Source organism: Pseudomonas sp. DWRC2-2 (assembly GCF_049897885.1).
In the GTDB taxonomy this organism is placed as follows: domain Bacteria; phylum Pseudomonadota; class Gammaproteobacteria; order Pseudomonadales; family Pseudomonadaceae; genus Aquipseudomonas; species Aquipseudomonas azotoformans_A.
The window spans coordinates 212,385-238,874 of sequence record NZ_JAFCXD010000002.1; the positions used below are offsets into that span (position 1 = coordinate 212,385).

At 60.2% G+C, this 26,490-nt stretch carries 29 protein-coding genes; 18 read left to right on the plus strand and 11 right to left on the minus strand.

Annotation, left to right across the window (positions count from 1 at the left end; genetic code table 11):
• Positions 1 to 13 precede the first annotated feature (13 nt).
• The 5 genes from ACP7EW_RS09470 to tldD all read left to right on the plus strand — a co-directional run bounded on the left by ACP7EW_RS09470 (position 14) and on the right by tldD (position 8,386).
• Positions 14 to 610 (plus strand): Maf family protein, encoded by a 597-nt coding sequence (locus ACP7EW_RS09470; RefSeq protein ID WP_426216659.1) that lies wholly within the window; start codon positions 14 to 16, stop codon positions 608 to 610.
• Between the two features lie 70 nt (positions 611 to 680).
• Positions 681 to 2,138 (plus strand): ribonuclease G, encoded by a 1,458-nt coding sequence (gene rng / locus ACP7EW_RS09475; protein ID WP_010213134.1) that lies wholly within the window; start codon positions 681 to 683, stop codon positions 2,136 to 2,138.
• A gap of 76 nt (positions 2,139 to 2,214) precedes the next feature.
• Positions 2,215 to 6,030 (plus strand): YhdP family protein, encoded by a 3,816-nt coding sequence (locus tag ACP7EW_RS09480; protein WP_426216661.1) that lies wholly within the window; start codon positions 2,215 to 2,217, stop codon positions 6,028 to 6,030.
• A 48-nt stretch (positions 6,031 to 6,078) separates the two neighbouring features.
• On the plus strand, positions 6,079 to 6,927 hold the full coding sequence (locus ACP7EW_RS09485) for a carbon-nitrogen hydrolase family protein (RefSeq protein ID WP_426216663.1): 849 nt from the start codon (positions 6,079 to 6,081) through the stop codon (positions 6,925 to 6,927).
• Between the two features lie 16 nt (positions 6,928 to 6,943).
• On the plus strand, positions 6,944 to 8,386 hold the full coding sequence (gene tldD, locus ACP7EW_RS09490) for a metalloprotease TldD (protein WP_010213129.1): 1,443 nt from the start codon (positions 6,944 to 6,946) through the stop codon (positions 8,384 to 8,386).
• A 47-nt stretch (positions 8,387 to 8,433) separates the two neighbouring features.
• Here tldD and yjgA read toward each other — a convergent pair whose 3' ends face one another.
• Positions 8,434 to 8,955, minus strand: coding sequence for a ribosome biogenesis factor YjgA (yjgA, locus tag ACP7EW_RS09495; RefSeq protein ID WP_033899348.1), 522 nt, complete (start codon positions 8,953 to 8,955; stop codon positions 8,434 to 8,436).
• A gap of 108 nt (positions 8,956 to 9,063) precedes the next feature.
• Between yjgA and pmbA the strand changes: the two genes are divergently transcribed.
• The 6 genes from pmbA to ACP7EW_RS09525 all read left to right on the plus strand — a co-directional run bounded on the left by pmbA (position 9,064) and on the right by ACP7EW_RS09525 (position 14,321).
• On the plus strand, positions 9,064 to 10,410 hold the full coding sequence (gene pmbA, locus ACP7EW_RS09500; protein ID WP_033899352.1) for a metalloprotease PmbA: 1,347 nt from the start codon (positions 9,064 to 9,066) through the stop codon (positions 10,408 to 10,410).
• Positions 10,411 to 10,560: 150 nt separating this feature from the next.
• A complete protein-coding gene (locus ACP7EW_RS09505) occupies positions 10,561 to 10,956 on the plus strand; it encodes a hypothetical protein (RefSeq protein WP_038851040.1) in 396 nt (131 codons plus the stop codon).
• Positions 10,949 to 12,325 (plus strand): class II fumarate hydratase, encoded by a 1,377-nt coding sequence (locus ACP7EW_RS09510; RefSeq protein WP_426216665.1) that lies wholly within the window; start codon positions 10,949 to 10,951, stop codon positions 12,323 to 12,325. Before ACP7EW_RS09505 ends, ACP7EW_RS09510 begins: the two co-directional genes overlap by 8 nt.
• Before the next feature lie 27 nt (positions 12,326 to 12,352).
• On the plus strand, positions 12,353 to 12,781 hold the full coding sequence (locus ACP7EW_RS09515) for a hypothetical protein (RefSeq protein WP_426216667.1): 429 nt from the start codon (positions 12,353 to 12,355) through the stop codon (positions 12,779 to 12,781).
• Between the two features lies 1 nt (position 12,782).
• Positions 12,783 to 13,394 (plus strand): superoxide dismutase, encoded by a 612-nt coding sequence (locus ACP7EW_RS09520; RefSeq protein WP_426216669.1) that lies wholly within the window; start codon positions 12,783 to 12,785, stop codon positions 13,392 to 13,394.
• A 33-nt stretch (positions 13,395 to 13,427) separates the two neighbouring features.
• Positions 13,428 to 14,321 carry a ZIP family metal transporter gene (locus ACP7EW_RS09525; RefSeq protein WP_016976208.1) on the plus strand — a complete coding sequence of 298 codons (894 nt, stop codon included), beginning with the start codon at positions 13,428 to 13,430 and terminating at the stop codon, positions 14,319 to 14,321.
• A gap of 37 nt (positions 14,322 to 14,358) precedes the next feature.
• Here ACP7EW_RS09525 and ACP7EW_RS09530 read toward each other — a convergent pair whose 3' ends face one another.
• The 10 genes from ACP7EW_RS09530 to ACP7EW_RS09575 form a co-directional block, all read right to left on the minus strand.
• Positions 14,359 to 14,631, minus strand: coding sequence for an HPr family phosphocarrier protein (locus ACP7EW_RS09530; protein WP_016974292.1), 273 nt, complete (start codon positions 14,629 to 14,631; stop codon positions 14,359 to 14,361).
• Between the two features lie 16 nt (positions 14,632 to 14,647).
• A complete protein-coding gene (rapZ, locus tag ACP7EW_RS09535) occupies positions 14,648 to 15,505 on the minus strand; it encodes an RNase adapter RapZ (protein ID WP_028618857.1) in 858 nt (285 codons plus the stop codon).
• A gap of 2 nt (positions 15,506 to 15,507) precedes the next feature.
• Positions 15,508 to 15,972, minus strand: a complete 465-nt coding sequence (gene ptsN / locus ACP7EW_RS09540; protein WP_061435337.1) for a PTS IIA-like nitrogen regulatory protein PtsN — start codon at positions 15,970 to 15,972, stop codon at positions 15,508 to 15,510.
• Positions 15,973 to 15,982: 10 nt separating this feature from the next.
• Positions 15,983 to 16,288: a ribosome hibernation-promoting factor, HPF/YfiA family gene (hpf, locus tag ACP7EW_RS09545; protein ID WP_003171804.1), complete on the minus strand. Its 306-nt coding sequence runs from the start codon at positions 16,286 to 16,288 to the stop codon at positions 15,983 to 15,985.
• A 75-nt stretch (positions 16,289 to 16,363) separates the two neighbouring features.
• Positions 16,364 to 17,857 (minus strand): RNA polymerase factor sigma-54, encoded by a 1,494-nt coding sequence (locus ACP7EW_RS09550; protein WP_016974289.1) that lies wholly within the window; start codon positions 17,855 to 17,857, stop codon positions 16,364 to 16,366.
• Positions 17,858 to 18,042: 185 nt separating this feature from the next.
• Complete coding sequence (gene lptB / locus ACP7EW_RS09555; RefSeq protein ID WP_003171806.1) at positions 18,043 to 18,768, minus strand: LPS export ABC transporter ATP-binding protein; 726 nt, start codon at positions 18,766 to 18,768, stop codon at positions 18,043 to 18,045.
• Positions 18,768 to 19,301, minus strand: a complete 534-nt coding sequence (lptA, locus tag ACP7EW_RS09560) for a lipopolysaccharide transport periplasmic protein LptA (RefSeq protein ID WP_033899372.1) — start codon at positions 19,299 to 19,301, stop codon at positions 18,768 to 18,770. Before lptA ends, lptB begins: the two co-directional genes overlap by 1 nt.
• Positions 19,288 to 19,860 carry an LPS export ABC transporter periplasmic protein LptC gene (lptC, locus tag ACP7EW_RS09565; protein WP_133074646.1) on the minus strand — a complete coding sequence of 191 codons (573 nt, stop codon included), beginning with the start codon at positions 19,858 to 19,860 and terminating at the stop codon, positions 19,288 to 19,290. The genes lptA and lptC overlap by 14 nt, the downstream gene beginning before the upstream one ends.
• 8 nt (positions 19,861 to 19,868) lie before the next feature.
• The gene (locus ACP7EW_RS09570; protein ID WP_010213109.1) at positions 19,869 to 20,393 is read right to left on the minus strand and encodes a KdsC family phosphatase; all 525 of its coding nucleotides are present in this window, start codon (positions 20,391 to 20,393) and stop codon (positions 19,869 to 19,871) included.
• Complete coding sequence (locus ACP7EW_RS09575; protein WP_033899378.1) at positions 20,394 to 21,368, minus strand: KpsF/GutQ family sugar-phosphate isomerase; 975 nt, start codon at positions 21,366 to 21,368, stop codon at positions 20,394 to 20,396. It abuts the gene before it with no gap.
• A 297-nt stretch (positions 21,369 to 21,665) separates the two neighbouring features.
• On the opposite strand from ACP7EW_RS09575, the gene ACP7EW_RS09580 reads away from it, so the two are divergent.
• From ACP7EW_RS09580 to murA, 7 genes are all read left to right on the plus strand, one after another.
• Positions 21,666 to 22,475, plus strand: a complete 810-nt coding sequence (locus tag ACP7EW_RS09580; RefSeq protein WP_003171811.1) for an ATP-binding cassette domain-containing protein — start codon at positions 21,666 to 21,668, stop codon at positions 22,473 to 22,475.
• Complete coding sequence (mlaE, locus tag ACP7EW_RS09585) at positions 22,475 to 23,272, plus strand: lipid asymmetry maintenance ABC transporter permease subunit MlaE (protein WP_010213107.1); 798 nt, start codon at positions 22,475 to 22,477, stop codon at positions 23,270 to 23,272. The genes ACP7EW_RS09580 and mlaE overlap by 1 nt, the downstream gene beginning before the upstream one ends.
• A complete protein-coding gene (gene mlaD / locus ACP7EW_RS09590; protein WP_003171814.1) occupies positions 23,272 to 23,739 on the plus strand; it encodes an outer membrane lipid asymmetry maintenance protein MlaD in 468 nt (155 codons plus the stop codon). The genes mlaE and mlaD overlap by 1 nt, the downstream gene beginning before the upstream one ends.
• An 11-nt stretch (positions 23,740 to 23,750) precedes the next feature.
• Complete coding sequence (locus ACP7EW_RS09595) at positions 23,751 to 24,398, plus strand: MlaC/ttg2D family ABC transporter substrate-binding protein (protein ID WP_426216672.1); 648 nt, start codon at positions 23,751 to 23,753, stop codon at positions 24,396 to 24,398.
• Positions 24,395 to 24,700: an STAS domain-containing protein gene (locus tag ACP7EW_RS09600; protein WP_426216674.1), complete on the plus strand. Its 306-nt coding sequence runs from the start codon at positions 24,395 to 24,397 to the stop codon at positions 24,698 to 24,700. The genes ACP7EW_RS09595 and ACP7EW_RS09600 overlap by 4 nt, the downstream gene beginning before the upstream one ends.
• A 114-nt stretch (positions 24,701 to 24,814) precedes the next feature.
• Positions 24,815 to 25,054 (plus strand): BolA family protein, encoded by a 240-nt coding sequence (locus tag ACP7EW_RS09605; protein ID WP_003188597.1) that lies wholly within the window; start codon positions 24,815 to 24,817, stop codon positions 25,052 to 25,054.
• A 23-nt stretch (positions 25,055 to 25,077) separates the two neighbouring features.
• Positions 25,078 to 26,343 carry a UDP-N-acetylglucosamine 1-carboxyvinyltransferase gene (murA, locus tag ACP7EW_RS09610; protein WP_010213103.1) on the plus strand — a complete coding sequence of 422 codons (1,266 nt, stop codon included), beginning with the start codon at positions 25,078 to 25,080 and terminating at the stop codon, positions 26,341 to 26,343.
• Positions 26,344 to 26,490 lie beyond the last annotated feature (147 nt).

The following is a 26,490-nucleotide window of genomic DNA, read 5'->3' on the forward strand; positions in this document are numbered from 1 at the left end:
GGGAGAGTCTGCAATGAATTCGCTTTACCTGGCCTCGGGCTCCCCGAGGCGGCGTGAACTGCTGACCCAGATCGGTGTGCCTTTCACCGTGGTCAGTGCCGCTATCGATGAAACTCCTCTTACAAACGAATCCGCTGTTTCCTACGTCGAGCGCCTTGCGCGTGGCAAGGCGACGGCGGGTTTTGCTGTGCTCGAAAACACCTCCGACGCCTGTGTGTTGGGTGCCGATACCGCCGTAGTCGTCGATGGAAAAATCCTCGGTAAGCCCGTTGATCAGGCCGATGCCCTGGCCATGTTGATGGCGCTGGCGGGGCGTGAGCATGAAGTGCTCACTGCCATTGCCCTCATCGATGGCCAGCGCTGCGAGACTGTTTGTGTAAGCAGTCGTGTACGGTTTCGCGAGATTTCCGTCGAGGAAGCAACCACCTACTGGCACAGTGGCGAGCCCCAGGACAAAGCGGGCGGCTATGCTATCCAAGGGTTGGGCTCGGTGTTCGTCGCAGGGCTCAATGGCAGTTATTCCGCCGTGGTAGGCCTGCCGGTGTGCGAAACCGCGCAACTGCTCGGCCAATTCGGCATACCCTGTTGGCAAAACCTTACCGCGCGCTGAACGCCGTACTCCAGCGCCCAGCCTTAAGCGATCGGTCACTATTGTGAAAACGCCTGAACGAGACCCAGCCATGAGTGAAGAGATTCTGATCAATATCACGCCGATGGAATCGCGCGTGGCGGTGGTAGAGAACGGTGTTCTGCAAGAAGTGCACGTGGAGCGCACCCAGAAGCGCGGGATCGTCGGCAATATCTACAAAGGCAAGGTGGTGCGGGTTTTGCCAGGCATGCAGGCGGCCTTCGTCGACATCGGCCTGGACCGTGCCGCGTTTATCCATGCTTCGGAAATTTCCCTGCGCGAAGGGCCAGCGGTAGAAAGCATCAGCGCCCTGGTGCACGAAGGGCAGAGCCTGGTGGTGCAAGTCACCAAGGACCCCATCGGCTCCAAAGGCGCGCGCCTGACCACGCAACTGTCGATTCCGTCGCGTTACCTGGTGTACATGCCGCGCACTGCCCATGTCGGTATTTCCCTGAAGATCGAAGACGAAGCCGAGCGCGAGCGCCTGAAGAAGGTGGTCAGCGACTGCGTGGCGGCCGAAGGTATCAAGGAGGCGGGCGGTTTTATCCTGCGCACTGCCGCTGAAGGCGCCGGCGCCGATGAGATCCTCATGGACATCCGCTACCTGCGGCGCCTGTGGGACCAGATCGGCGCCCAGATCAAGACCATTGGCGCGCCCAGCGTGATCTATGAAGACCTCGGCCTGGCCCTGCGTACCCTGCGCGACCTAGTCAGCCCGAAAATTGAGAAAATTCGCATCGACTCGCGGGAAACCTTCCAGCGCACCACGCAGTTTGTTGCCGAGCTGATGCCGGAAATTGCCGACCGTCTGGAACACTATCCCGGCGAGCGACCGATCTTCGACCTGTATGGCGTCGAAGACGAAATCCAGAAAGCCCTGGAACGCAAGGTGCCGCTCAAGTCCGGTGGCTACCTGGTGGTGGACCCGGCGGAAGCCATGACCACCATTGACGTCAATACCGGCGCGTTCGTGGGCCATCGCAACCTCGAAGAAACCATCTTCAAGACCAACCTCGAAGCGGCCACCGCGATCGCGCGCCAACTGCGCCTGCGTAACCTGGGCGGCATCATCATCATCGACTTCATCGACATGGAAGATGAAGAACATCAGCGCCAGGTGCTGCGTACCCTGGAGAAACAGCTGGAGCGCGACCACGCCAAGACCAACATCATTGGCATCACCGAGTTGGGCCTGGTGCAGATGACCCGCAAGCGCACCCGCGAAAGCCTGGAACAAGTGCTGTGCGAGCCGTGCAGCAGTTGCCAGGGCCGCGGTAAATTGAAGACCCCGGAAACCGTTTGCTACGAGATTTTCCGCGAAATCCTGCGAGAGGCGCGAGCCTACCAGGCCGAGGGTTACAGAGTGCTCGCCAACCAGAAAGTGGTCGACCGGCTGCTGGACGAAGAATCCGGTAACGTTGCCGAACTGGAGGGATTTATCGGCCGCACGATACGCTTCCAAGTCGAAACCATGTATTCCCAGGAACAATACGACGTGGTGCTGCTCTGATCCTCATTCGCTTACCTTTTGTGAGACAGGCAGGCCTTGATCTGCCGTCCGACTACTGCCTTGAGGGTCGCCTGACATGGAGCGTCTGATACGCTTTTTTGCCGCTTTGACCCGTTGGGGCCTGGGCCTCTGTGCCTTGCTGCTGGTATTGGCAGCGGTGTATGTGAGCCTGGGTCGTGAGTTGACGCCGCTGGTGGCCGAGTACCGTGCGGAGATCGAAGCCAAGGCCCAGGCTGCGGTGGACATGCCGTTGCACATTGGCAGTCTTGAGGGCCGCTGGAGCGGCTTCGCACCGGTATTGCGGGTCCATGATGTGATGGTAGGCGAGGGCAGCAGTGCCTTGCGCCTGGACCAGGTCGAAGTGGTGCCGGACATGTGGGCCAGCCTGATGGCCCGCGAAGTGCGTATTGCTCATCTGCAGGTCAGTGGCTTACAGCTCAGCGTCAAGGAAGACAAGGACGGCAAATGGGCGTTGCAAGGCCTGCCGGTACAGGACGACCAGCCCGTCGACCCTGAGCAACTGCTCAAGAACATGCAAAAGGTCAAGCGCGTATCGCTGCTCGACAGCCAAGTGACCTTGCAGCCGTTTGACCAGGCGCCTGTGACTCTGACGTATGTCGGCCTGAGCCTGCACACCGGCGTCACCCGCCAACGCCTGGATGCGCGTCTGACCCTGCCCGACGGCCAGCCCTTGGCGGTGAGCCTGCGCACGCGTATCCGCGCCAGCCAGTGGAAGGACGGCGAGGTCCAGGCTTACCTGAGCCTGCCGCAAAGCGACTGGGCCAAGTGGATTCCGGCCAAGCTGACCCAGCAATGGAAGCTCAGCCAATTCAAGGCTGGCGGTGAATTATGGCTGACCTGGGCCAAAGGTACTGTGCAGAGCGCAGTAGTGCGCCTCAACTCGCCGCAGGTAAAGGGCAGTTACGCCGACCGCAAACCTGTGCATATCGAGAACCTGGCGCTCACGGCTTACCTGCAACGCAGCGAAACCGGTCTCAAGGTGCTGTTCGATTCGCTGGCGATGAACCTGGGGGAAACCCGCTGGGAGTCGCGCCTGCAACTTCAGCAAACCCTGGCCACCGACAAGGATCAGGAAGTCTGGAAGCTCCAGGCCGACCGCCTGGACCTGACGCCGATCACGCCACTGCTCAATGCCCTGGCGCCGCTGCCGGAAGGTTTTGCCAAGACCATTCAGCACCTCAAGGCCACGGGCCTGCTGCGTAATGTGCTGGTGGATTTTCGCCCTCAAGACACCACCGATCAAAAAGTCAGCTTCGCCGCCAACCTCGAACGCATTGGTTTTGATGCCTACTTTGGCGCACCGGCCGCGCGCAACGTGTCCGGCAGCATCAGCGGTGACCTGGGCCACGGCGAGTTGCGCATGGACAGCAAGGACTTTTCCCTGCACCTCGACCCCATCTTTGCCAAGCCGTGGCAGTACATCCAGGCCAACGCACGCCTGACATGGAAGCTCGACAAGGAAGGCTTTACCCTGATCGCGCCCTACATCAAGGTGTTGGGTGAGGAGGGCAAAGTCGCTGCGGATTTCTTGATTCGCCTGCACTTTGACCACAACCAGGAAGACTATATGGACCTACGGGTCGGCATGGTCGATGGCGATGGGCGATTCACCCCCAAATACCTGCCGGCGGTGTTAAGCCCGGCGTTGGATGAGTGGCTGCGCACGGCGATTCTCAAGGGCGCGGTGGACCAGGGCTTCTTCCAGTACCAGGGTTCGCTGAACCACGACGCACTGCCGGCCTCGCGCAATATCAGTCTGTTCTTCAAGGTGCATGACGCCGAACTGGCGTTCCAGCCGGGCTGGCCGCATGTGAGCAAGGTCAATGGCGAAGTGTTTGTCGAGGAAAGCGGCGTACGCATCCTGGCCAGCAAGGGCCAGCTCCTCGACACCAAGGTCAAGGACGTCTACGTCAATATCCCCCACGCGCCGGAGGGCAAGGACAGTCATCTGTTGCTGACCGGCGGGTTTGCCGGTGGTTTGGGCGATGGTTTGAAAATCCTCCAGGAAGCGCCGATCGGCACCGCATCGACCTTTGCCGGCTGGAAGGGTGAGGGCGACCTGCAGGGTAGCCTTGATCTGGACGTTCCATTGGCCAAGGGCACCGAGCCGAAGATTGTGGTGGACTTCAAAACGGACAAGGCACGCCTGCAATTGGCCGAACCGACCCTGGACCTGACCCAGCTCAAAGGCGATTTCCGCTTCGACAGCGCCAAAGGCCTCAGTGGCCAGAACATCACGGCCCAGGCGTTTGACCGGCCGATCACGGCGCAGATCGTTGCCGATGGCAAGCCGGGCAATATCAGCACGCGTGTGAATGCCAGGGGCCAGGTGACGGTCAAGCGGCTGACGGACTGGTTGAAAATCACCCAGCCGTTGCCGGTGTCCGGCGATATTCCCTACCAGCTGCAACTGACCCTCGACGGTGCCGATAGCCAACTGATGGTCAACTCCAACCTGAAAGGCGTTGCCGTGGACCTGCCAGCACCGTTCGGCATGCCCGCCAGCCAGGGGCGTGACAGTGTGTTCCGCATGACCTTGCAGGGCGCCGAGCGTCGTTATTGGTTCGACTATGGCGAGTTGGCCAACTTCACCTTTGCGGCGCCGCCGGACAAATTCAATGAAGGGCGCGGTGAGCTTTTCCTGGGTGATGGCGATGCCGTGTTGCCTGGGGCGAAGGGCTTGCGCATTCGCGGCGTGCTGTCTGAACTCGATATCGATCCGTGGAAGAAGTTGGTTGACCGCTACGCGGGCAACGATCCGGGCGGCAGTGCCAAGCAGTTGCTCAGCGGCGCTGACTTCAAGGTGGGCAAACTGACCGGTTTCGGCACCCAGTTTGATCAGGTCAATCTACAGCTGGACCGCAAGCCTGCGGCGTGGGGCCTGCAACTCGACAGTCAGCAGGCCAAGGGCACGGTCAACCTGCCGGACGCCAAGGGCGCACCGATTGCGGTCAACCTGCAATATGTGAAGCTGCCGGCGGCGGATCCGACGGTGCAGGCTGACGAAAACGCGCCAGACCCCTTGGCGGGCATCGACCCCAAGGACATTCCGGCGCTGGATATCGGCATTGATCAATTGTTCCAAGGACCGGATCTGATAGGCGCCTGGTCGCTGAAAATCCGCCCGACAGCCAAAGGCCTGGCCTTCAATAACCTGGACCTCGGCCTCAAGGGCATGCAGCTCAAGGGCGCGGGCGGTTGGGAAGGTACGGCAGTCGATAGCAGTAGTTGGTACAAGGGTCGCCTGGATGGCAAGAATATCGGTGATGTACTCAAGGGTTGGGGTTATGCGCCCACTGTCACCAGCCAGGATTTTCACCTGGATGTCGATGGTCGCTGGCCCGGTTCGCCGGCCTATGTCGGGCCCAAGCGTTTTTCCGGCAGCCTGGATGCAGCGTTCCACAATGGCCAGTTCGTCGAAGTGGAAGGTGGCGCCCAGGCGCTGCGTGTGTTTGGCCTGCTGAACTTCAACTCCATTGGGCGCCGTTTGCGCCTGGACTTCTCGGACTTGCTCGGCAAGGGCTTGAGCTATGACAGGGTCAAAGGGTTGCTGGCGGCGAGCAACGGCGTGTTCGTGACCCGTGAGCCGATCACCATGACCGGGCCTTCGACGAACCTGGAACTCAACGGCACCCTGGACCTGGTCGCAGACCGTGTCGACGCCAAGCTGCTGGTCACCTTGCCGGTGACCAATAACCTGCCGATCGCCGCGCTGATCGTGGGGGCGCCTGCCATTGGTGGCGCGCTGTTCCTGATCGACAAGCTGATTGGTGATCGTGTTGCGCGCTTCGCCAGTGTGCAATACAAGGTGGAAGGCCCGTGGAAGGACCCGAAAATCACCTTCGACAAGCCATTTGAAAAGCCAAACTGAGGGCCTGTGGAGTAGCATGGCCGCATGCCCATGACGGAGAGACGGCCCATGTCCTTTGCGGTAATTCAAATGGTCAGCCAGAGCGATGTGCTGGCCAACCTGGCTCAGGCCCGGCGCCTGCTGGAACAAGCTGCGGCGGGTGGTGCGAAGCTGGCGGTCTTGCCGGAAAACTTCGCCGCCATGGGCCGCCGCGACGTGGCCGACATCGGTCGCGCCGAAGCACTGGGCGAAGGCCCGATCCTGCCGTGGTTGAAACAGACCGCCCGCGACCTCACCTTATGGATAGTGGCAGGCACTTTGCCGCTGCCGCCAAAGGACCAGCCAAACGCCAAGTCCAATGCCTGCTCGTTGCTGGTCGATGATCAGGGTGAAATCGTTGCCCGTTACGACAAGTTGCACCTGTTCGATGTGGATGTCGCCGATGCCCGTGGCCGTTATCGCGAATCCGACGACTATGCTTTCGGAGGCAATGTGGTGGTGGCGGACACGCCCGTCGGCCGCTTGGGCCTGACGGTGTGTTACGACCTGCGCTTCCCTGAGCTGTACAGCGAGTTGCGCGCGGCCGGGGCTGAATTGATTACCGCGCCGTCGGCGTTTACGGCGGTGACCGGCGCGGCGCACTGGGATGTGCTGATTCGCGCGCGCGCCATCGAGACCCAGTGCTACCTGCTGGCGGCCGCTCAAGGCGGTGTGCATCCGGGACCACGGGAAACCTATGGTCATGCGGCAATTGTCGACCCCTGGGGGCGGGTGATGGCACAACAGGATCAAGGCGAAGCGGTGTTGCTGGCCGCACGCGATAGCACTGAACAAGCGTCGATAAGGGCGCGCATGCCGGTGGTCAACCATCGGCGCTTTTTCTCGCAGGGCGCACAGCGACCTGCTTCGGAACGATGAATTTAAGGCCATACCTATGAGCGAGTTGTTGTCCTCAGTCAGTGATCACCTCCTGGCACCCGGTGGCGTGACCATCGAAAGCTTGCAAACCGTACTCGGCGACCTGGCCGGGCCGGGCATCGACGCGGCCGACCTGTATTTCCAGGGGCAGATTTCCGAGTCCTGGGCCCTGGAAGACGGCATCGTCAAGGAAGGCAGTTTCAACCTCGACCAGGGGGTGGGCGTGCGCGCGCAATCCGGTGAAAAAACCGGCTTTGCCTACAGCAATGCGATCACCCTGGAGGCCTTGGGCCTGGCGGCGCGTGCCGCGCGCTCGATCTCCCGGGCCGGGCAAAATGGCACGGTGCAGGCGTTCAGCACCCAGGACGTGGCGCAGTTGTACGCGCCGGATAACCCTCTGGAAGTGATCAGCCGGGCCGAAAAGGTCGAGCTGCTCAAGCGCATCGACGCCGCCACCCGTGCGCTGGACCCGCGTATCCAGCAGGTCACAGTGAGCATGGCCGGTGTGTGGGAGCGCATTTTGGTGGCCTCCACCGACGGCGGCCTGGCGGCGGATGTACGCCCGTTGGTGCGTTTCAATGTCAGTGTGATCGTCGAACAGAACGGTCGCCGCGAGCGCGGTGGTCATGGCGGCGGCGGGCGTACCGACTACCGTTATTTCCTCACCGACGACCGTGCCATGGGGTACGCCCGTGAAGCGTTGCGCCAGGCGCTGGTCAATCTGGAAGCCATTCCAGCGCCGGCCGGCACTTTGCCGGTGGTGTTGGGTTCGGGCTGGTCCGGCGTACTGCTGCACGAAGCGGTCGGCCATGGCCTGGAAGGTGACTTCAACCGTAAGGGCAGTTCGGCCTATAGCGGGCGCATGGGTGAAATGGTTGCGTCCAAACTCTGCACCATCGTTGATGACGGCACTCTGGCCGGTCGCCGGGGCTCGCTGAGCGTCGATGACGAAGGCACCCCGACCGAGTGCACCACCTTGATTGAAAACGGCGTGCTCAAGGGCTACATGCAAGACAAGCTCAACGCTCGCCTGATGGGCGTGGCGCGCACCGGTAACGGCCGCCGTGAATCCTATGCGCACCTGCCGATGCCGCGCATGACCAACACCTACATGCTCGGTGGCGAAAGCGACCCGGCCGAGATCATCGCTTCGGTGAAGCGCGGTATCTACTGTGCCAACCTTGGGGGTGGCCAGGTGGATATCACCAGCGGCAAGTTCGTGTTCTCCACCAGCGAGGCGTACCTGATCGAAGACGGCAAGATCACCGCGCCGGTCAAAGGTGCAACGTTGATCGGTAACGGTCCGGAAGCCATGAGCAAGGTGTCGATGGTCGGTAACGACCTGTCGCTGGACAGCGGCGTGGGCACCTGTGGGAAAGACGGGCAGTCGGTACCGGTGGGTGTCGGCCAGCCAACGCTGAAGATTGATGCGATCACCGTGGGTGGCACGGGGTCGTAAGAAAGGTGGAGCTTCGGGTGGCGAAAACCGCCACCCGGGGAAGAGGGTCAACGCAGGCCGCGTTGAGTCTCGTCCAGCTCACGGATGTACTTGAAGATTTTACGGCTGGTGGCCGGCGCCTTGTTATGCGCCAGTTCGTGCTGGGCCTGACGGATCAGGGAGCGCAGTTGCTGGCGGTCCGCGTCCGGATAGTCCACCACGAATTTCTCCAGCACCGCGTCATCGCCCGAGATCAGGCGGTCACGCCAACGTTCCAGGTTATGGAAGCGTTCGTTGTACTGGCGAGTCGAGGCATCGGTTTGATCGAGCAAGGTCAGAATGGCGTCGATGTCCTGATCGCGCATGAGTTTGCCGATAAACGAGATGTGCCGTTTACGCGCGATATTCGCGGTGTGCTTGGGCGCATCGGCCAGGGCACGACGCATTTCGTCGGTCAGTGGCAATTTTGCAATCAAGTCTTTTTTGAGCGTTGTAAGGCGCTCGCCGAGGTCAACCAGAGCATGCAGCTCACGTTTGACCTGGGTTTTGCTTTTCTCCCCATCGAGGGAGTCGTCGTAAGAATCAACCATGGTGGCAGTCCGCAAAGAAACGCCGCCATGATAACCAGTCGGGGGCCGCTTGTCCGGCCCGGTCGCTCGATGGCCTTAACCGAAAGCAGAATTTGAGTGGAGAAAACCATGAGTGCAGCCCAAAGCGTCGGTCCGCAAGCGTTACCGGCACTGCAGGAACAAGTCGAGCAGATCCTTGCCGAGGCCAAGCGCCAGGGGGCCAGTGCCTGTGAAGTGGCGGTGTCGCTGGAGCAGGGGCTGTCGACGTCGGTGCGCCAGCGGGAAGTGGAAACCGTTGAGTTCAACCGCGACCAGGGTTTTGGTATCACCTTGTATGTCGGGCAACGCAAAGGTTCGGCCAGTACCTCGGCCAGCGGTCCGGAGGCGATTCGCGAGACGGTGGCGGCTGCGTTGGCAATCGCCAAGCACACCTCCGAGGACGAAAGCTCGGGCCTGGCCGACAAGGCGCTGATGGCCAAGGACCTGAAGGACTTCGATCTGTTTCACGCCTGGGACATCACCCCCGAACAGGCCATTGAAAAGGCGCTGATCTGCGAAGCCGCCGCGTTCGACGCCGATGCCCGCATCAAGAATGCGGATGGCACCACGTTGAGCACGCACCAGGGCTGCCGCGTATATGGCAACAGCCACGGCTTTATTGGTGGTTATGCGTCCACCCGCCATAGCTTGAGCTGCGTGATGATCGCCGAGGCTGATGGCCAGATGCAGCGCGATTACTGGTACGACGTGAACCGCCAGGGTGAGTTGCTGGCGGACCCGGTCAGTATTGGCCAGCGCGCCGCGCAGCGTGCGGCGAGCCGTCTGGGCGCACGCCCGGTACCGACCTGTGAAGTGCCGGTGCTGTTTTCGGCAGAACTGGCCGGTGGGCTGTTTGGCAGTTTCCTGGGGGCGATTTCCGGTGGCAACTTGTACCGCAAATCTTCGTTCCTGGAGGGGGCGATTGGCCAGAAGCTGTTCCCGGAATGGCTGACCATCGATGAGCGCCCGCACTTGATGCGCGCCATGGGCAGTACGTCGTTCGACGGTGATGGTTTGGCGACCTATGCCAAGCCGTTCGTCGAGAAGGGCGAGTTGGTGTCTTACGTGCTGGGCACGTACGCCGGCCGCAAGCTGGGCCTGCCAAGCACCGCAAACTCCGGAGGCGTACACAACCTGTTCGTCACCCATGGCGATGAAGACCAGGCGGCGCTGCTGCGGCGCATGGGGCGCGGCTTGCTGGTGACTGAGCTGATGGGCCATGGCCTGAACATGGTCACCGGTGATTACTCCCGCGGCGCGGCGGGTTTCTGGGTGGAAAATGGCGAGATCCAGTTCGCCGTCCAGGAAGTGACCATCGCCGGCAATATGCGCGACATGTTCAAGCAGATCGTCGCCGTGGGTAATGATCTGGAATTGCGCAGCAACATTCGCACAGGTTCGGTGTTGATCGAGCGGATGACTGTCGCCGGCAGCTGATCCCTCTAACGCTTAAGCCAAAAAGGCGCGCCATCTATCAGGTGGCGCGCCTTTTTTTGTGGGCGTTTTGCAAGCGGATCAATCTGCCGCTATTGTTTTGATTCTCAATATCATTTAATAATAAATATCATTAACGGATGAGCGTGGATCATGAGTTCTGTCCTGCATGAGGATCCTTACCTGGAAAGCTGGCGCTGGATGAGTCGCCAGATTCGCTGCGGCCTCGACCCCAACGAGCCGCGCCTGATCGAACATTACCTCAATGAGGGTCGATACCTGGCGTGCTGCACGGCGACCCATCCGTGGACGATCGCAGAAACTTCATTCCGCCTGCTGCTCGATACCGCCAGCGACATCGCGCTGCCCTGGCATTGGCGCTCCCTGTGCCTGGACCAAGCCTGGCGCCCGCTGCGCGATCTGGAAAAACTCTCCCACTGCGCCTGCCGCCTCAAGCGCTGGCAGTCCTTTGCGTGGCGATTGGCGACCTGCGAATTGCTGCCGTCTATTTCTCACTCCGACCTGGTGCAAGGATCTAACGATGAGTAACACCCGTATCGAACGCGACAGCATGGGCGAACTGCAAGTACCTGCCGAGGCCTTGTACGGTGCGCAAACCCAGCGCGCGGTGAACAATTTCCCGATCAGTCATCAACGCATGCCGGCGCAATTCATTCGCGCTCTGATCCTGGCCAAGGCGGCTGCCGCCAAGGTCAACGTCGACCTCAAGCAAATCAGCGAAGGGCAGGGCAAGGCCATCATCGACGCCGCCCAAGGTTTGCTGGAAGGCGACTTCATGCCGCATTTTCCGGTGGATATCTTCCAGACCGGCTCCGGCACCAGCTCCAACATGAACGCCAACGAAGTGATTGCCACCCTGGCCACCCGCTTGCTCGGCGAGTCGGTCAACCCCAACGACCACGTGAACTGCGGCCAGAGCAGCAACGACATCATCCCGACCACGATCCACGTCAGTGCCGCGCTGGTCCTGCATGAGCAAACTCTCCCGGCCCTGCTGCACCTGGTACAGGTCATCGAGAAAAAAGCCGAAGAGGTTCACCCGTTCATCAAGACCGGCCGCACTCACCTGATGGACGCCATGCCAGTGCGCATGAGCCAGGTGCTCAACGGTTGGGCTCAGCAGCTCAAGGCCAATATCGGTCATCTGCAGGACCTTCTGCCGAGCCTGCAAGCACTGGCCCAAGGCGGTACGGCGGTCGGCACCGGAATCAACGCACACCCTGAATTCGCTGCACGGTTCAGCCAGCAGTTGAGCAGCCTGACCGGCGTGAAATTCACCCCCGGCAAGAACCTGTTTGCCCTGATCGGCTCCCAGGACACGGCCGTTGCAGTCTCTGGCCAGTTGAAAGCCACCGCCGTGTCGCTGATGAAAATCGCCAACGACCTGCGCTGGATGAACTCCGGCCCACTCGCCGGCCTGGGTGAAATCGAGCTGGAAGGCTTGCAGCCGGGCTCTTCGATCATGCCCGGCAAGGTCAACCCGGTAATTCCGGAAGCCACGGCGATGGTTGCCGCTCAGGTCATCGGTAATGACACGGTGATCACCGTCGCCGGTCAGTCGGGCAACTTCGAGCTGAACGTGATGCTGCCGATCATCGCGCAGAACCTGCTCAGCAGTCTGGAATTACTGGCCAATTCCAGTCGTTTGCTGGCCGACAAGGCCATTGCCAGTTTCAAGGTCAACGAAGCCAAGCTCAAGGAAGCGCTGTCGCGCAACCCGATCCTGGTGACCGCACTCAACCCGATCATCGGTTACCAAAAGGCTGCTGAGATCGCCAAGAAGGCCTATCAACAAGGCCGTCCGGTGATTGACGTCGCCCTTGAACACACGGACTTGCCGCGCAGCCAACTGGAGATCCTGCTGGACCCGGAAAAGCTCACCGCTGGCGGCGTGTAATCACCGACTCTGCTTTGGAGGCTCACCATGGAGCACTGGAAACGCACGATCGAACGGGCCAATCGCTGCTTTATGGCGGGCGAGTTGGTTGACGCTCGCGAGGCCTATTTGCAAGCCCTGGCCCTGGCCCAAGTGTTGTTCGAACGCTGGGCGGATGCCGACGAAGCAGTGGCGGCTTGCGTCATTTCCCATCACAACCTGGCGGACCTGCACCTGCGCCTGAACCAGCCGGAGGAAAGCGCGGAATACCTGTGCGCTATCCATCAGCGCCTGCTGCAGACCATGCAGGACCCGCGTCTGAAACCGCAATTGCGCGAAGCGGCGCTGCGCCAGAGCAGCAAGACCTACGTCGAGCTATTGAATTTCATCAGCGATCACGGCGAGTACCCGCGTACCCATCGCCTGTTGGGTGGCGCTGCGGCGCAACCCGCCACTCCTCATTACGGAGCACATTGATATGACTTATACCCTGCCTGCATTGCCTTACGCCTATGACGCCCTGGAACCGCATATCGATGCGCAAACCATGGAAATCCACTACACCAAGCATCACCAGACCTACATCAACAACCTCAACGCCGCCGTCGAGGGCACCGAGTTCGCCGGCTGGCCGGTCGAGAAGCTGGTCTCCAGCGTGCAGCTACTGCCAGAAAAACTGCGCGCAGCGGTGATCAATCAGGGCGGTGGGCATGCCAACCACTCGCTGTTCTGGGCGGTGATGTCGCCTAAAGGCGGCGGCAAGCCCGAGGGCGTACTGGGCAAAGCCATCGACGAACAACTGGGCGGCTTCGACAGCTTCAAGGAGGCTTTCACCAAGGCCGCGTTGACCCGTTTCGGCAGCGGCTGGGCCTGGCTGAGCGTCACCCCGCAAAAGACCCTGGTGGTGGAAAGCAGCGGTAACCAGGACAGCCCGCTGATGAACGGCAACACGCCGATACTCGGTCTGGACGTGTGGGAGCACGCCTACTACCTGCTGTACCAGAACCGCCGTCCGGAATACATCAATGCCTTCTACAGTGTTATCAACTGGCCAGAAGTCGCCGCACGCTATCAGGCCGCCGTGGCCTGATATTCATCTTCATAACAAGATCTAAGGCCGACTATGGGCACTGAAACACTGGCGATCAGCAGCGGGCGAATGTTTCGTTATGCGTTTGGCTCGCTGCTGCTGTTGGCAGGTACTGCATTGCTGGTGGCCCATGGGCTGGCCTGGCTGAACCTGGAACCGCGCATTCTGCGCGCCCTGCAGGGCGGATCCATCTGCGCACTCGGCACGGCGCTCGGTGCGGTGCCGGTGCTGGTCATTCGACGGATGCCGGTGGCGTTGAGCGATACGCTGCTGGGGTTTGGGGCTGGAGTCATGCTGGCGGCGACAGCGTTTTCGCTGATCGTGCCGGGCATTGCCGCGGCTGAAGGCCTGGGCCTTTCGCCCTGGGGTGCCAGTGGTTTGATCAGTTTTGGCATCATGTTGGGTGCTTTCGGGCTGTATCTGGTGGACCGTAAGGTCTCCGGCGCCAGCCCGGAAATGCTGGTGGGCACGCCGGAAAAACCGGTGATTCCGCCGCGTATCTGGCTGTTCGTGTTTGCCATCATCGCCCACAACATCCCGGAAGGTATGGCGGTCGGCGTCTCGGCGGGCGGTGGCATGCCGGATGCCGACAGCCTGGCCATGGGCATTGCCTTGCAGGATGTGCCCGAAGGGTTGGTGATTGCGTTGGTGTTGGCCGGGGCAGGGATGTCGCGAGTCAAAGCGTTCCTGATCGGCGCGGCATCAGGCCTGGTGGAGCCGGTATTTGCTGTGCTCTGCGCCTGGTTGGTGAGCCTGGCCGAGGTGCTCTTACCGCTGGGACTGGCCCTGGCAGCCGGCGCGATGCTGTTGGTGGTGACTCACGAAGTGATCCCCGAGTCGCGACGCAATGGCCACGAAAAACTCGCCAGCCTGGGGCTGTGCATCGGGTTCTGCTTGATGATGGTGATGGATACCGCGTTGGGGTGAAGCCGTTGCGGCTTCACGCCTGTCTCAAAGGGTGAGCTTACTCACCCTCATCAAAGAAGTTATTGATCAGCGCTACCAGTGCGGCCATCGCTTCGTCTTCCTGTTCGCCTTCTGTCTTCAAATGAATCTTGGTGCCTTTGCCGGCTGCCAACATCATCATCGCCATGATGCTTTTGCCATCGACCATGGATTCCGGCGTGCGACCGGCGCGGATCTGGCAGGGAAACTGCCCGGCGACGCCCACGAATTTGGCCGAGGCGCGGGCGTGCAGGCCCAGTTTGTTGATGATTTCAATTTCCAGAGCGGGCATCGCGAAGGTGTTCCTTTCAGCTAAGGTCGCGGTGGCGGACCTGGACGTTCTTGAGGGTTTGTTGCAACACCTGGCCCAGGCGTTCGGTCAGGTAGACGGAGCGATGGTGCCCGCCGGTGCAGCCGATGGCAATGGTGACATAGGCGCGATTGCTTGCGGCAAAACGCGGTAGCCATTTGAGCAGGTAGCTGGAGATGTCCTGGAACATCTCCTCCACATCCGGTTGCGCGGCCAGGTAATCGGCCACGGGCTGATCCAGCCCGGACTGTTCACGCAGTTCCGGCTTCCAGTAAGGATTGGGCAGGCAGCGCACATCGAACACCAGGTCGGCGTCCACTGGCATGCCGCGCTTGAACCCAAACGACTCCACCAGAAACGCCGTACCCGGCTCCGGCTGGTTCAGCAGACGCAGCTTGATGGCATCACGCAACTGGTACAGGTTGAGGCTGGTGGTGTTGATCTTGAGATCGGCGAGGTCAATGATCGGGCCCAGCAGCTTGGTTTCGTCTTCGATGGCTTCGGCCAGGGAGCGGTGAGGGCTGCTGAGGGGGTGACGCCGGCGGGTTTCGGAGAACCGCTTGAGCAGGGTCTCTTCATCGGCGTCCAGGTACAGCACGTCGCAATGAATGTGCTTGGCCCGTACTTCCTCGAGCAATTGCGGGAATCGCTCAAGGTGGCTGGGCAGGTTGCGGGCATCAATCGAAACGGCGACCAGGGGTTGCGCCAGTTCGGTGTGGATCAACGCGCGTTCCGCCAGTTCCGGCAGCAGGCCGGCGGGCAGGTTGTCGATGCAATAGAAACCGTTGTCCTCAAGCACATTGAGGGCGGTACTTTTACCCGAGCCGGAGCGGCCGCTGACGATGATCAAACGCATGGTTACTGCCCGTTCTGTTCATCCAGGACAACCTGATACAGCGCCTCGTTGCTGCTGGCACTGCGCAGTTTGTCACGTACTTCCTTGCGGTCGAGCATGCTGGCGATCTGCCGGAGCAGTTCCAGGTGCGCATCGGTGGCGGCTTGCGGGACCAGCAGAACGAACAGCAGGTCAACCGGGGCGCCGTCGATCGCATCGAAATCAATGGGGGCTTCCAGGTGCAGCAGGGCGCTGACGGGGGTTTCGCAGCCCTTGAGACGGCAGTGAGGAATGGCGATGCCGTTGCCAAAACCGGTGGAACCGAGTTTTTCACGGGCAATCAGCGCGTCGAAGACATCTTGCATCTCCAGATCCGGCACTTCGCGCGCGATCAGGTTGGCAATTTGTTCGAGGGCTTTCTTCTTGCTGCCGCCCGGCACGTTCACGAGGGAACGGCCGGGGGTCAGGATGGTTTCAAGTCGGATCATGGGGGGAGGGTTAACGACCTGTACCTTGCATCAGGTGCAGATTCTTTTCCTTATGCTTTATGAGTTGGCGGTCAAGCTTGTCGTAGAGCGAGTCAATCGCCGCGTACATGTCTTCATGCTCCGCATTGGCGACCAGCTTTGCATTCGGTACGTGCAGGGTGGCCTCGATTTTCTGCTTGAGCTTATCGACCTCCATGATGACCTGCACGTTGGTGATTTTGTCAAAATGCCCTGCCAGCTTGTTCAGCTTGCTTTCGGTGTATTCACGCAGGGGTTTGGTGACTTCCAGCTGGTGTCCACTGATGTTGACTTGCATACAGCTTCTCCTTCGTTGCCAGTGCATAAAGCGGTGGGCAGGAATACCCACCACTGGAACGCTGTGGCCCGCCCGTCACATCAAACGCTTACGCTCGCTGGAAGGCGCGATCCCGAGGGACTCGCGGTACTTGGCGACGGTTCGACGGGCGACCTGAATGCCTTGTGCCTCCAGTAAACCAGCGATCTTACTGTCACTCAATGGCTTTTTCTGATTTTCCGCGGCAACCAGTTTTTTGATGATCGCTCGGATCGCCGTGGACGAGCATTCACCGCCTTCGGAGGTGCTGACGTGGCTTGAGAAAAAGTATTTCAGTTCATAAATACCCCGTGGGGTATGCATGAATTTCTGCGTGGTGACCCGGGAAATCGTCGATTCGTGCATGCCCACCGCTTCGGCGATGTCATGCAGCACCAGCGGTTTCATGGCTTCGTCGCCGTACTCCAGGAAGCCGCGCTGGTGCTCGACGATCTGGGTGGCCACTTTCATCAGGGTTTCGTTGCGGCTTTGCAGGCTCTTGATGAACCAGCGCGCTTCCTGCAACTGGTTACGCATGAAGGTGTTGTCGGCGCTGGTGTCGGCGCGACGCACGAAACCGGCGTATTGCGGGTTGACCCGCAGGCGTGGCACCGACTCCTGGTTCAGCTCCACGAGCCAGCGCTCGTTGTCCTTGCGCACGATCACGTCAGGCACCACGTATTCGGCTTCGCTGGACTCGATTTGCGAGCCTGGGCGCGGGTTGAGGCTCTGTACCAGCTCGATGACCTGGCGCAGGTCGTCTTCCTTGAGCTTCATGCGGCGCATCAACTGGCTGTAGTCGCGGCTGCCCAGCAGGTCGATGTAATCGGTGACCAGACGCTGGGCCTCGGCGAGCCAAGGTGTCTTGGCTGGCAGTTGGCGCAATTGCAGCAGCAGGCATTCGCTGAGAGTGCGCGCGCCGATTCCAGCAGGCTCGAACTGCTGGATGCGGTGCAGGACGGCTTCAATCTCGTCCAGCTCGATATCCAGTTCCGGGTCGAAGGCTTCAAGAATCTCTTCAAGCGTCTCGTCTAGATAACCCTGGTTGTTGATGCAATCGATCAGGGTCACGGCGATCAGACGGTCGGTGTCCGACATCGGCGCCAGGTTCAGTTGCCACAGCAAATGGCTCTGCAGGCTTTCACCGGCGGAGGTGCGGGTGGTGAAGTCCCACTCGTCATCGTCGTTGCTGGGTAGGCTGCTGGCGCTGGTCTGGTAGACGTCTTCCCAGGCCGTGTCGACAGGAAGCTCGTTGGGGATGCGTTCGTTCCATTCGCCTTCCTCGAGGTTATCCACCGTAGGGGCGGTTTCCTGATAGGAGGGTTCCTGCACGTCGGAATTGGGTTTTTGCTCGATGTTATCGGCCAGCGGGTCTGCGTTATCGAAGTCGTCGCCTTCTTCCTGGCGTTCGAGCATCGGATTGGACTCCAGGGCCTCCTGGATTTCCTGTTGCAGGTCCAAGGTCGACAATTGGAGCAGGCGGATGGCCTGTTGCAGCTGCGGTGTCATCGTCAGCTGCTGGCCCATTCTCAGGACTAGCGATGGTTTCATGGCAGGGGCTTAACACCTTATTCGCCGGCGCAATGCGCCATCCACGACAGGGCGCGTGAGCGCCAAACATAAGCAAATTATATGCCTGATGTCGGGGGCTTTGCCTAGAGCGCGGTAACAATAAAAATCCGGAGGTTTTCATTGACTCCCGCGCACCTCGGCAAACGGCCGTGACACCACGGTGTTTACAGGCGGAACTCGTGACCCAGATACACTTCCTTGACCAGTTCGTTGGCCAGGATGGTAGCGGAATCACCTTCGGCGATCAGTTGACCATCGTTGACGATATACGCGGTTTCGCAGATATCGAGGGTCTCACGGACGTTGTGGTCAGTGATCAACACGCCAATGCCCTTGGCCTTGAGGTGATGGATGATCTGCTTGATGTCGCCGACCGAGATCGGGTCAACGCCGGCAAACGGTTCGTCCAGCAGGATGAACTTGGGTGCCGTAGCCAGGGCGCGGGCGATTTCCACACGGCGACGCTCACCACCAGACAAGCTCATACCGAGGTTGTCGCGGATGTGGTTGATGTGGAATTCCTGCAGCAGGCTTTCCAGCTCCTTGCGACGGCCATCACGGTCGAGCTCCTTGCGGGTCTCGAGGATCGCCATGATGTTATCGGCGACCGACAGTTTGCGGAAGATCGACGCCTCCTGCGGAAGATAGCCGATACCGGCGCGCGCACGGCCGTGCATCGGCTGGTGGCTCACGTCGAGGTCGTCGATCAGGACGCGACCCTGGTCCGCCTGGACCAGGCCGACGATCATGTAGAAGCAAGTGGTCTTGCCGGCGCCGTTGGGGCCGAGCAAGCCGACGATCTGGCCGCTGTCGATCGACAGGCTGACGTCGCGCACGACCTGACGGCTTTTATAGGCCTTGGCCAGATGCTGGGCTTTCAGGGTTGCCATTACTCGGCCTTCTTCTTCGGCTGGATAACCATGTCGATGCGTGGACGAGGCGCGGTGACCTTGTTGCCATTGGCACGACCGGCGTTAGCGATCTGTTTCACGGTGTCATAGGTGATTTTCTCACCTTCCGTGGAGTTGCCATCGGGGCTGAGCACCTTGGCCTGGTCGATCAGTACGATGCGGTTTTGCTGGGCGTGGTACTGGATGGTCTTGCCATAGCCTTTCATCGGGCCCGTGTCGGTGGGCGACTGCTTCTGTTCGAAGTAAGCCAGGTTGCCTACCGAGGTCACGACATCGATATCGCCGGTCTTGGTGCGCGTAAGCGTCACGGTATTACCGGTGATTTTCATCGAACCCTGGGTGATGATCACGCCGCCGGTGTAGGTGGCAACGCCTTGCTTGTCATCCAGCTGCGCATCGTCGGCCGAGATGTGGATCGGCTGCTGGCTATCGTTCGGCAGAGCCCAGGCGCTCACGCTTCCCAGTGCTGCGCCCAGGCCGAGCAAAATAGGGAGAGTTTTAACGAGCCTCATACTGTCCTCTTACGTTCGATAGCAGGTGTATCCTGCTTTCTTTCAAATACGCTTTCATTCCCTTGCCAGTCGATACACCGCCAGCGCCGTCGATTCTAACGTCTTGCTCGGTCTGCGCATATTGCTTCTGCGGGAATACGGTCATGCGACTGCTGGTAATCACGGTCTCACGTTTTTTATCGTCAGTGCGCGCAACGCGCACCGAGTCGATCAGTTCCACCTCGGTACCGTCCGGGTTGACCTCGCCACGCTTGCTGGTGACGTGCCACGGAAATTCGGTGCCGCGGTAAATATTCATGTCCGGGTTGGTCAGCAGGGTGATTTCGCTGGCCTTGACGTGCTCGACCTTGTCCGAGGTCATCTCGTACTGCACCTTGCCGTCGGGCAGGAACTGCACGCTCTTGGCATTGGTGGCGTAATAGTCGATAGCCCCCTCGTCAACCTGCGCAGCAGGCTGGTCGAGAAAGCGCTCCGGGCTGATATTCCAGTAGCCCACCGCCAGGAACAGCGCGGCGATGACCCCGAATAGCAGGAAGTTGCGAATCTTTTTGCTCAGCATAAAACGCTCTATAAGTAGGCGGCGTGGGCCGCTTCAAGGCTGCCCTGGGCACGCAGGATCAGCTCGCAGAACTCGCGGGCGGCACCTTCGCCGCCACGGGCGGTGGTGATGCCATGGGCGTGCTCGCGAACAAACGCCGCCGCGTTGGCGACGGCCATGCCCAAGCCCACTCGACGGATCACCGGCAGGTCTGGCAGGTCATCGCCCAAGTAGGCGACCTGCTCATAGCTTAGGTTGAGTTGGCCAAGAAGCTCGTCCAGAACCACCAGTTTATCCTCGCGGCCCTGATACAGGTGAGGAATCCCCAGGTTTTGTGCGCGGCGTTCCACAACGGGGGTTTTCCGGCCGCTGATAATCGCCGTTTGCACGCCCGACGCCATCAGCATCTTGATGCCCTGGCCGTCGAGGGTGTTGAACGTCTTGAATTCGCTGCCGTCTTCGAGGAAGTACAGGCGGCCATCGGTCAGCACGCCATCAACGTCGAAAATCGCCAGTTTGATGTTCTTGCCGCGTTGCAACAGGTCGCTGGTCATTTACATCACTCCCGCACGCAGCAAGTCGTGCATGTTCAGGGCGCCGATCGGGTGGTCATTGCCATCGACCACCACCAGTGCGCCGATCTTGTGGTCTTCCATGATTTTCAAGGCTTCGGCTGCCAGCATCTCGGGACGGGCGGTCTTGCCGTGGGGGGTCATCACCGCGTCGATGGTGGCGGTGTGGATATCAATGGTGCGGTCCAGGGTGCGACGCAGGTCGCCGTCGGTGAAGACCCCGGCCAGGCGGCCGTCGGCTTCCAGGATCACGGTCATGCCCAAGCCCTTGCGGGTCATTTCCATCAGCGCGTCCTTCAGCAAGGTGCCGCGCTGGACGTGAGGCAATTCATCACCGGAATGCATGACGTTTTCCACTTTCAACAGCAGGCGACGGCCCAAGGCGCCACCCGGATGGGAAAACGCGAAGTCTTCCGCGGTAAACCCGCGGGCTTCCAGCAGCGCCACGGCCAGGGCATCGCCCATGACCAGTGCGGCGGTGGTGGAGGAGGTCGGTGCCAGGTTCAGCGGGCAGGCTTCGTGGGCCACGTGAACATTCAGGTTCACTTCGGCGGCCTTGGCCAGCGTCGAATCCGGATTGCCGGTGAGGCTGATCATCTGGATGCCCAGGCGCTTGATCAGTGGCAGCAGGGTCACGATTTCGTTGGTTGTGCCGGAGTTGGACAGCGCCAGGATGATGTCATCCTTGGTGATCATGCCCATGTCGCCGTGGCTGGCTTCGGCCGGGTGCACGAAAAAAGCGGTGGTCCCGGTGCTGGCCAAGGTGGCGGCGATCTTGTTGCCGACGTGGCCCGACTTGCCCATGCCGACCACGACAACGCGGCCTTTGCTGGCCAGAATCATCTCGCAGGCGCGTACGAAATCTGCGTCGATATGCGCCAGCAAGCCTTCTACGGCTTCAAGCTCGAGGCGGATGGTGCGTTGTGCGGATTGAATAAGGTCGCTGGATTGGCTCATGTCTGAAATCGTATAGCCTGACGAAAAGTCGGCGATTATAGCGGTAATGATCAATTCCCTCACGCTAGTTCGTCAGGGTTTGTTCGCAATGCGCCTGAGATTCATCCTAAGCAACGATTTTTCCCTGTCCCCAATCTGAACAAGCGCTGTTCCGGCCTTGGGCGCCTTGTACCAGCAGTGATATAGTTCGCCGCCAGTTCGGTCCGCCCAGCCCACGTGCCAACTATTGCACAACGGTTGCAAACGTTTGTCGCAAGCGTGGTGTCTGAGTGAGAGGCTGCATCCCAAGGAGTTTAGATGAGTGCCGATAACGCCTACGCGGTCGAGCTGAAGGGACTGACCTTCAAGCGCGGGACGCGCAGCATCTTCAATAACGTCGATATCCGCATTCCGCGCGGCAAGGTCACGGGCATCATGGGGCCTTCCGGTTGCGGCAAGACCACCCTGTTGCGCCTGATGGGCATGCAATTGCGGCCCAGTGCCGGCGAAGTGTGGGTCAATGGCCAGAACCTGCCGACGCTGTCGCGCAGCGATCTGTTCGATGCGCGCAAGCATATGGGCGTGCTGTTCCAGAGCGGTGCGCTGTTTACCGACCTCGACGTGTTCGAGAACGTGGCTTTTCCGCTGCGGGTGCATACCCAACTGTCCGATGAAATGATTCGTGACATTGTGTTGCTGAAACTGCAGGCCGTAGGGCTTCGCGGTGCCATCGACCTGATGCCTGACGAACTGTCCGGCGGCATGAAGCGCCGTGTGGCCCTGGCGCGCGCCATCGCCCTCGACCCGCAAATCCTCATGTATGACGAGCCCTTTGTCGGCCAGGACCCCATCGCCATGGGCGTGCTGGTGCGTTTGATCCGCCTGCTCAATGATGCGCTGGGTATCACCAGCATCGTGGTCTCCCATGACCTTGCAGAAACCGCGAGCATTGCCGATTACCTCTATGTCGTCGGCGATGGCCAGGTGCTGGGGCAGGGCACGCCTGAAGAGCTGATGAACGCCGACAACCCGCGCATTCGCCAATTCATGACCGGCGATCCCGATGGCCCGGTGCCTTTTCACTTTCCGGCAGCGGATTACCGCTCAGATCTTCTGGGGAAGCGCTGATGCGCAAGACATCTCTTATCGAGAAGGTTCGCCTTTTCGGTCGCTCGGGTATCGACATTGTCGAAGTGCTCGGCCGTTCGACGATTTTCCTGTTCCACGCCCTGCTCGGTCGCGGCGGCATTGGTGGCGGCTTTGGCCTGCTTATCAAGCAGCTGCATTCGGTCGGCGTGATGTCCCTGGTGATCATTGTGGTCTCCGGGGTGTTCATCGGCATGGTGCTGGCGTTGCAGGGCTTCAATATTCTTTCCAGCTACGGTTCGGAGCAAGCGGTCGGGCAGATGGTCGCCCTGACGCTGTTGCGTGAACTGGGGCCGGTGGTCACCGCCTTGCTGTTCGCCGGGCGTGCGGGTTCGGCGCTGACTGCCGAAATCGGCAACATGAAGTCCACCGAACAGCTGTCCAGCCTGGAAATGATCGGCGTGGACCCGCTCAAGTACATTGTTGCCCCACGCCTGTGGGCCGGCTTCATTTCCCTGCCACTGCTGGCGATGATCTTCAGCGTGGTGGGTATCTGGGGCGGTTCGTGGGTGGCGGTGGACTGGCTGGGCGTCTACGACGGCTCCTACTGGGCCAACATGCAAAACAGCGTGACCTTCAGCGGTGACGTGCTCAACGGCATCATAAAGAGCATCGTCTTCGCCTTCGTCGTCACCTGGATCGCCGTATTCCAAGGCTACGACTGTGAGCCCACTTCAGAAGGGATCAGTCGCGCCACCACCAAGACCGTTGTGTACGCCTCGCTGGCGGTACTGGGCCTTGACTTCATTTTGACCGCCTTGATGTTTGGAGATTTCTGATGCAAAACCGCACTGTGGAAATCGGTGTCGGCCTTTTCTTGCTGGCTGGCATCCTGGCTTTATTGTTGTTGGCCCTGCGCGTCAGTGGCCTGTCGGCGAGCCCCACCGCCGATACTTATAAACTTTACGCATACTTCGACAATATCGCCGGTTTGACTGTCAGAGCTAAAGTGACCATGGCCGGTGTAACAATCGGCAAGGTCACGGCAATCGATCTGGATCGCGACAGCTTCACCGGGCGAGTGACCATGCAACTGGACAAGAAGGTAGATAATCTGCCGACTGACTCCACTGCATCTATCCTCACTGCGGGTCTGCTGGGCGAAAAATACATCGGTGTCAGCGTGGGTGGGGAAACAGCCCTGCTCAAGGATGGCTCGACAATCCACGACACACAGTCGTCGCTGGTGCTTGAAGACCTGATCGGTAAATTCCTGCTCAATACGGTCAATAAAGACGCCAAATGAGGAATCTGTTCATGATCTCTACCTTGCGACGTGGCCTGCTGGTGTTGTTGGCAGCGCTGCCGCTGATGGCTAACGCTGCAGGTTCTGCCCACGATCTGGTGCAGGACACGACCAACAAAATGCTGGCTGACCTGACTGCCAATAAAGAGCAGTACAAGCAAGATCCGAGTAAGTTCTACGACGCGCTCAACACCATTGTCGGCCCGGTCGTCGATGCCGAGGGCATTTCCCGTAGCATCATGACGGTCAAGTATTCGCGCAAGGCGACTCCGGCGCAGATGCAGACCTTCCAGGAAAACTTCAAGCGTGGCCTGTTCCAGTTCTACGGCAACGCTTTGCTTGAGTACAACAACCAGGGTATCACCGTCGCTCCAGCCGGCGATGAGTCCGGTGATCGCACCAGCGTCAACATGAGCGTCAAGGGCAATAACGGCGCCGTCTACCCTGTGCAGTACACCCTGGAGAAGGTCAACGGCGAGTGGAAGCTGCGTAACGTGATCATCAACGGCATCAACATCGGCAAGCTATTCCGTGATCAGTTCGCCGACGCCATGCAGCGCAACGGCAACGACCTGGACAAAACCATCAATGGTTGGGCCGGTGAAGTCGCCAAGGCCAAGGAAACGTCCGATAAAGAAGCCGGGAAGCCTGCGCAATGACTGAGGCGGCTGTTCGTCTGGGCGATGCCGGCGAGCTGTTCATCAGCGGCGTGCTGGATTACCGCACGGGGCCTGAGCTGCGCAAGCAGGGTCAGGCACTGATCAAGACCAGCTCCGCCCCCGCGCTGGTGCTGGATTGTTCGGCGGTGACCAAGTCCAGTAGCGTCGGTTTGTCGTTGCTGCTGTGCTTCTTGCGCGATGCTGAAGCGGCCAAAAAGCCGGTCAGCATTCGTGCAATGCCCGAAGACATGCGTGAAATCGCCGAAGTTTCCGGCTTGACCGAGCTGCTGGCGCATCCTTAATACACATTATTAGAGAGGCCCCCCGTCAGAGTCCTGCTATGCGGGGTTCGCAGGCGCGGGGCTTTTTTGTATGATGTGCGACCCGCGCGCACTGGGCGCCGATAGAGGTTGAGCATGCAGGCCCTAGAAGTTAAGAGCTTTCTTGAAGGAAAGCTGCCGGAAACGACCGTTGAAGTTGAAGGCGAAGGCTGCAACTTCCAGCTGAACGTGATTAGCGATGAACTGGCGGCACTGAGCCCGGTCAAGCGTCAACAGCAGATCTATGCCCATTTGAACCCGTGGATCACCGATGGCAGCATCCATGCGGTCACTATGAAATTTTTCAGCCGCGCGGCCTGGGCCGAGCGCACCTGAGCCCCCAAGGCGTCGAGATTCTTATGGATAAATTGATTATTACCGGCGGTGCCCGCCTTGATGGCGAGATTCGCATCTCCGGTGCAAAAAACTCCGCCTTGCCGATTCTGGCAGCGACCCTGCTGTGCGATGGCCCGGTCACCGTGGCCAACCTGCCGCACCTGCACGACATCACTACCATGATCGAGCTCTTCGGTCGCATGGGCATTGAGCCGGTGATCGACGAGAAGTTGGCCGTCGAAATCGACCCGCGCACCATCAAGACCCTGATCGCCCCGTACGAACTGGTGAAAACCATGCGTGCGTCGATCCTGGTGCTGGGCCCTATGGTTGCCCGTTTCGGTGAAGCCGAAGTTGCTTTGCCTGGCGGTTGCGCCATCGGCTCGCGTCCGGTGGACCTGCACATCCGTGGCCTCGAAGCCATGGGCGCGGTCATCGACGTCGAAGGCGGCTACATCAAGGCCAAGGCGCCGGAAGGCGGCCTGCGTGGCGCGAACTTCTTCTTTGATACCGTCAGCGTGACCGGTACCGAGAACATCATGATGGCCGCTGCCCTGGCCAAAGGCCGCAGTGTGCTGCAGAACGCCGCGCGCGAGCCGGAAGTGGTCGACCTGGCCAACTTCCTGAACGCCATGGGTGCCAAGGTTTCCGGTGCTGGCACCGACACCATCACCATCGATGGTGTAGAGCGCCTGCACACCGCCACCTATAAGGTGATGCCAGACCGTATCGAGACCGGCACCTACCTGGTTGCCGCCGCCGTGACCGGTGGCCGTGTCAAGGTCAAGGACACCGATCCGACCATCCTGGAAGCGGTCCTGGAAAAACTGCGCGAAGCCGGTGCCGAAATCACTACTGGCGAAGACTGGATCGAGCTGAACATGCACGGCAAGCGTCCTAAAGCCGTCAACGTGCGAACCGCTCCGTATCCGGCGTTCCCGACCGACATGCAGGCGCAGTTCATCTCGTTGAACGCCATTGCCGAAGGCACCGGCGCCGTGATCGAGACCATCTTCGAAAACCGCTTCATGCACGTGTACGAGCTGCACCGCATGGGCGCGAAGATCCAGGTCGAAGGCAACACCGCCATCGTCACTGGCACCGAGAAACTCAAGGGCGCGCCAGTGATGGCCACCGACCTGCGGGCTTCGGCCAGCCTGGTGATCTCGGCGCTGATCGCCGAAGGCGACACCTTGATCGACCGCATCTACCACATAGACCGTGGCTACGAGTGCATCGAAGAAAAACTGCAGATGCTCGGCGCAAAAATCCGCCGCGTACCGGGCTAGTTGCCGTTGTAGTGAGCGGGCTTGCCCCGCGCCGCTCACTACAAATTAAAGAAGCAGTATGCTGAATTTGTTCCAAATCGAGGCTGTCATGGCCTCGATCTGTGTCCGGCGCCGTTTGCGACCGGGCAGCAATAGCCTGATGAAGGA

Coding starts and splice junctions, on each gene's coding strand:
- ACP7EW_RS09595 (WP_426216672.1), top strand. CDS start 23,751: ATGATCTCTACCTTGCGACGTGGCCTGCTGGTGTTGTTGGCAGCGCTG.
- murA (WP_010213103.1), top strand. CDS start 25,078: ATGGATAAATTGATTATTACCGGCGGTGCCCGCCTTGATGGCGAGATT.
- ptsN (WP_061435337.1), bottom strand. CDS start 15,972: ATGATCCGACTTGAAACCATCCTGACCCCCGGCCGTTCCCTCGTGAAC.
- yjgA (WP_033899348.1), bottom strand. CDS start 8,955: ATGGTTGATTCTTACGACGACTCCCTCGATGGGGAGAAAAGCAAAACC.
- ACP7EW_RS09510 (WP_426216665.1), top strand. CDS start 10,949: ATGAGTAACACCCGTATCGAACGCGACAGCATGGGCGAACTGCAAGTA.
- ACP7EW_RS09505 (WP_038851040.1), top strand. CDS start 10,561: ATGAGTTCTGTCCTGCATGAGGATCCTTACCTGGAAAGCTGGCGCTGG.
- lptB (WP_003171806.1), bottom strand. CDS start 18,768: ATGGCAACCCTGAAAGCCCAGCATCTGGCCAAGGCCTATAAAAGCCGT.
- ACP7EW_RS09470 (WP_426216659.1), top strand. CDS start 14: ATGAATTCGCTTTACCTGGCCTCGGGCTCCCCGAGGCGGCGTGAACTG.
- mlaD (WP_003171814.1), top strand. CDS start 23,272: ATGCAAAACCGCACTGTGGAAATCGGTGTCGGCCTTTTCTTGCTGGCT.
- ACP7EW_RS09520 (WP_426216669.1), top strand. CDS start 12,783: ATGACTTATACCCTGCCTGCATTGCCTTACGCCTATGACGCCCTGGAA.
- hpf (WP_003171804.1), bottom strand. CDS start 16,288: ATGCAAGTCAACATCAGTGGACACCAGCTGGAAGTCACCAAACCCCTG.
- ACP7EW_RS09530 (WP_016974292.1), bottom strand. CDS start 14,631: ATGCCCGCTCTGGAAATTGAAATCATCAACAAACTGGGCCTGCACGCC.
- lptC (WP_133074646.1), bottom strand. CDS start 19,860: ATGCTGAGCAAAAAGATTCGCAACTTCCTGCTATTCGGGGTCATCGCC.
- ACP7EW_RS09575 (WP_033899378.1), bottom strand. CDS start 21,368: ATGAGCCAATCCAGCGACCTTATTCAATCCGCACAACGCACCATCCGC.
- tldD (WP_010213129.1), top strand. CDS start 6,944: ATGAGCGAGTTGTTGTCCTCAGTCAGTGATCACCTCCTGGCACCCGGT.
- rng (WP_010213134.1), top strand. CDS start 681: ATGAGTGAAGAGATTCTGATCAATATCACGCCGATGGAATCGCGCGTG.
- ACP7EW_RS09485 (WP_426216663.1), top strand. CDS start 6,079: ATGTCCTTTGCGGTAATTCAAATGGTCAGCCAGAGCGATGTGCTGGCC.
- rapZ (WP_028618857.1), bottom strand. CDS start 15,505: ATGCGTTTGATCATCGTCAGCGGCCGCTCCGGCTCGGGTAAAAGTACC.
- lptA (WP_033899372.1), bottom strand. CDS start 19,301: ATGAGGCTCGTTAAAACTCTCCCTATTTTGCTCGGCCTGGGCGCAGCA.
- ACP7EW_RS09570 (WP_010213109.1), bottom strand. CDS start 20,393: ATGACCAGCGACCTGTTGCAACGCGGCAAGAACATCAAACTGGCGATT.
- pmbA (WP_033899352.1), top strand. CDS start 9,064: ATGAGTGCAGCCCAAAGCGTCGGTCCGCAAGCGTTACCGGCACTGCAG.
- mlaE (WP_010213107.1), top strand. CDS start 22,475: ATGCGCAAGACATCTCTTATCGAGAAGGTTCGCCTTTTCGGTCGCTCG.
- ACP7EW_RS09525 (WP_016976208.1), top strand. CDS start 13,428: ATGGGCACTGAAACACTGGCGATCAGCAGCGGGCGAATGTTTCGTTAT.
- ACP7EW_RS09550 (WP_016974289.1), bottom strand. CDS start 17,857: ATGAAACCATCGCTAGTCCTGAGAATGGGCCAGCAGCTGACGATGACA.
- ACP7EW_RS09480 (WP_426216661.1), top strand. CDS start 2,215: ATGGAGCGTCTGATACGCTTTTTTGCCGCTTTGACCCGTTGGGGCCTG.
- ACP7EW_RS09600 (WP_426216674.1), top strand. CDS start 24,395: ATGACTGAGGCGGCTGTTCGTCTGGGCGATGCCGGCGAGCTGTTCATC.
- ACP7EW_RS09515 (WP_426216667.1), top strand. CDS start 12,353: ATGGAGCACTGGAAACGCACGATCGAACGGGCCAATCGCTGCTTTATG.
- ACP7EW_RS09580 (WP_003171811.1), top strand. CDS start 21,666: ATGAGTGCCGATAACGCCTACGCGGTCGAGCTGAAGGGACTGACCTTC.
- ACP7EW_RS09605 (WP_003188597.1), top strand. CDS start 24,815: ATGCAGGCCCTAGAAGTTAAGAGCTTTCTTGAAGGAAAGCTGCCGGAA.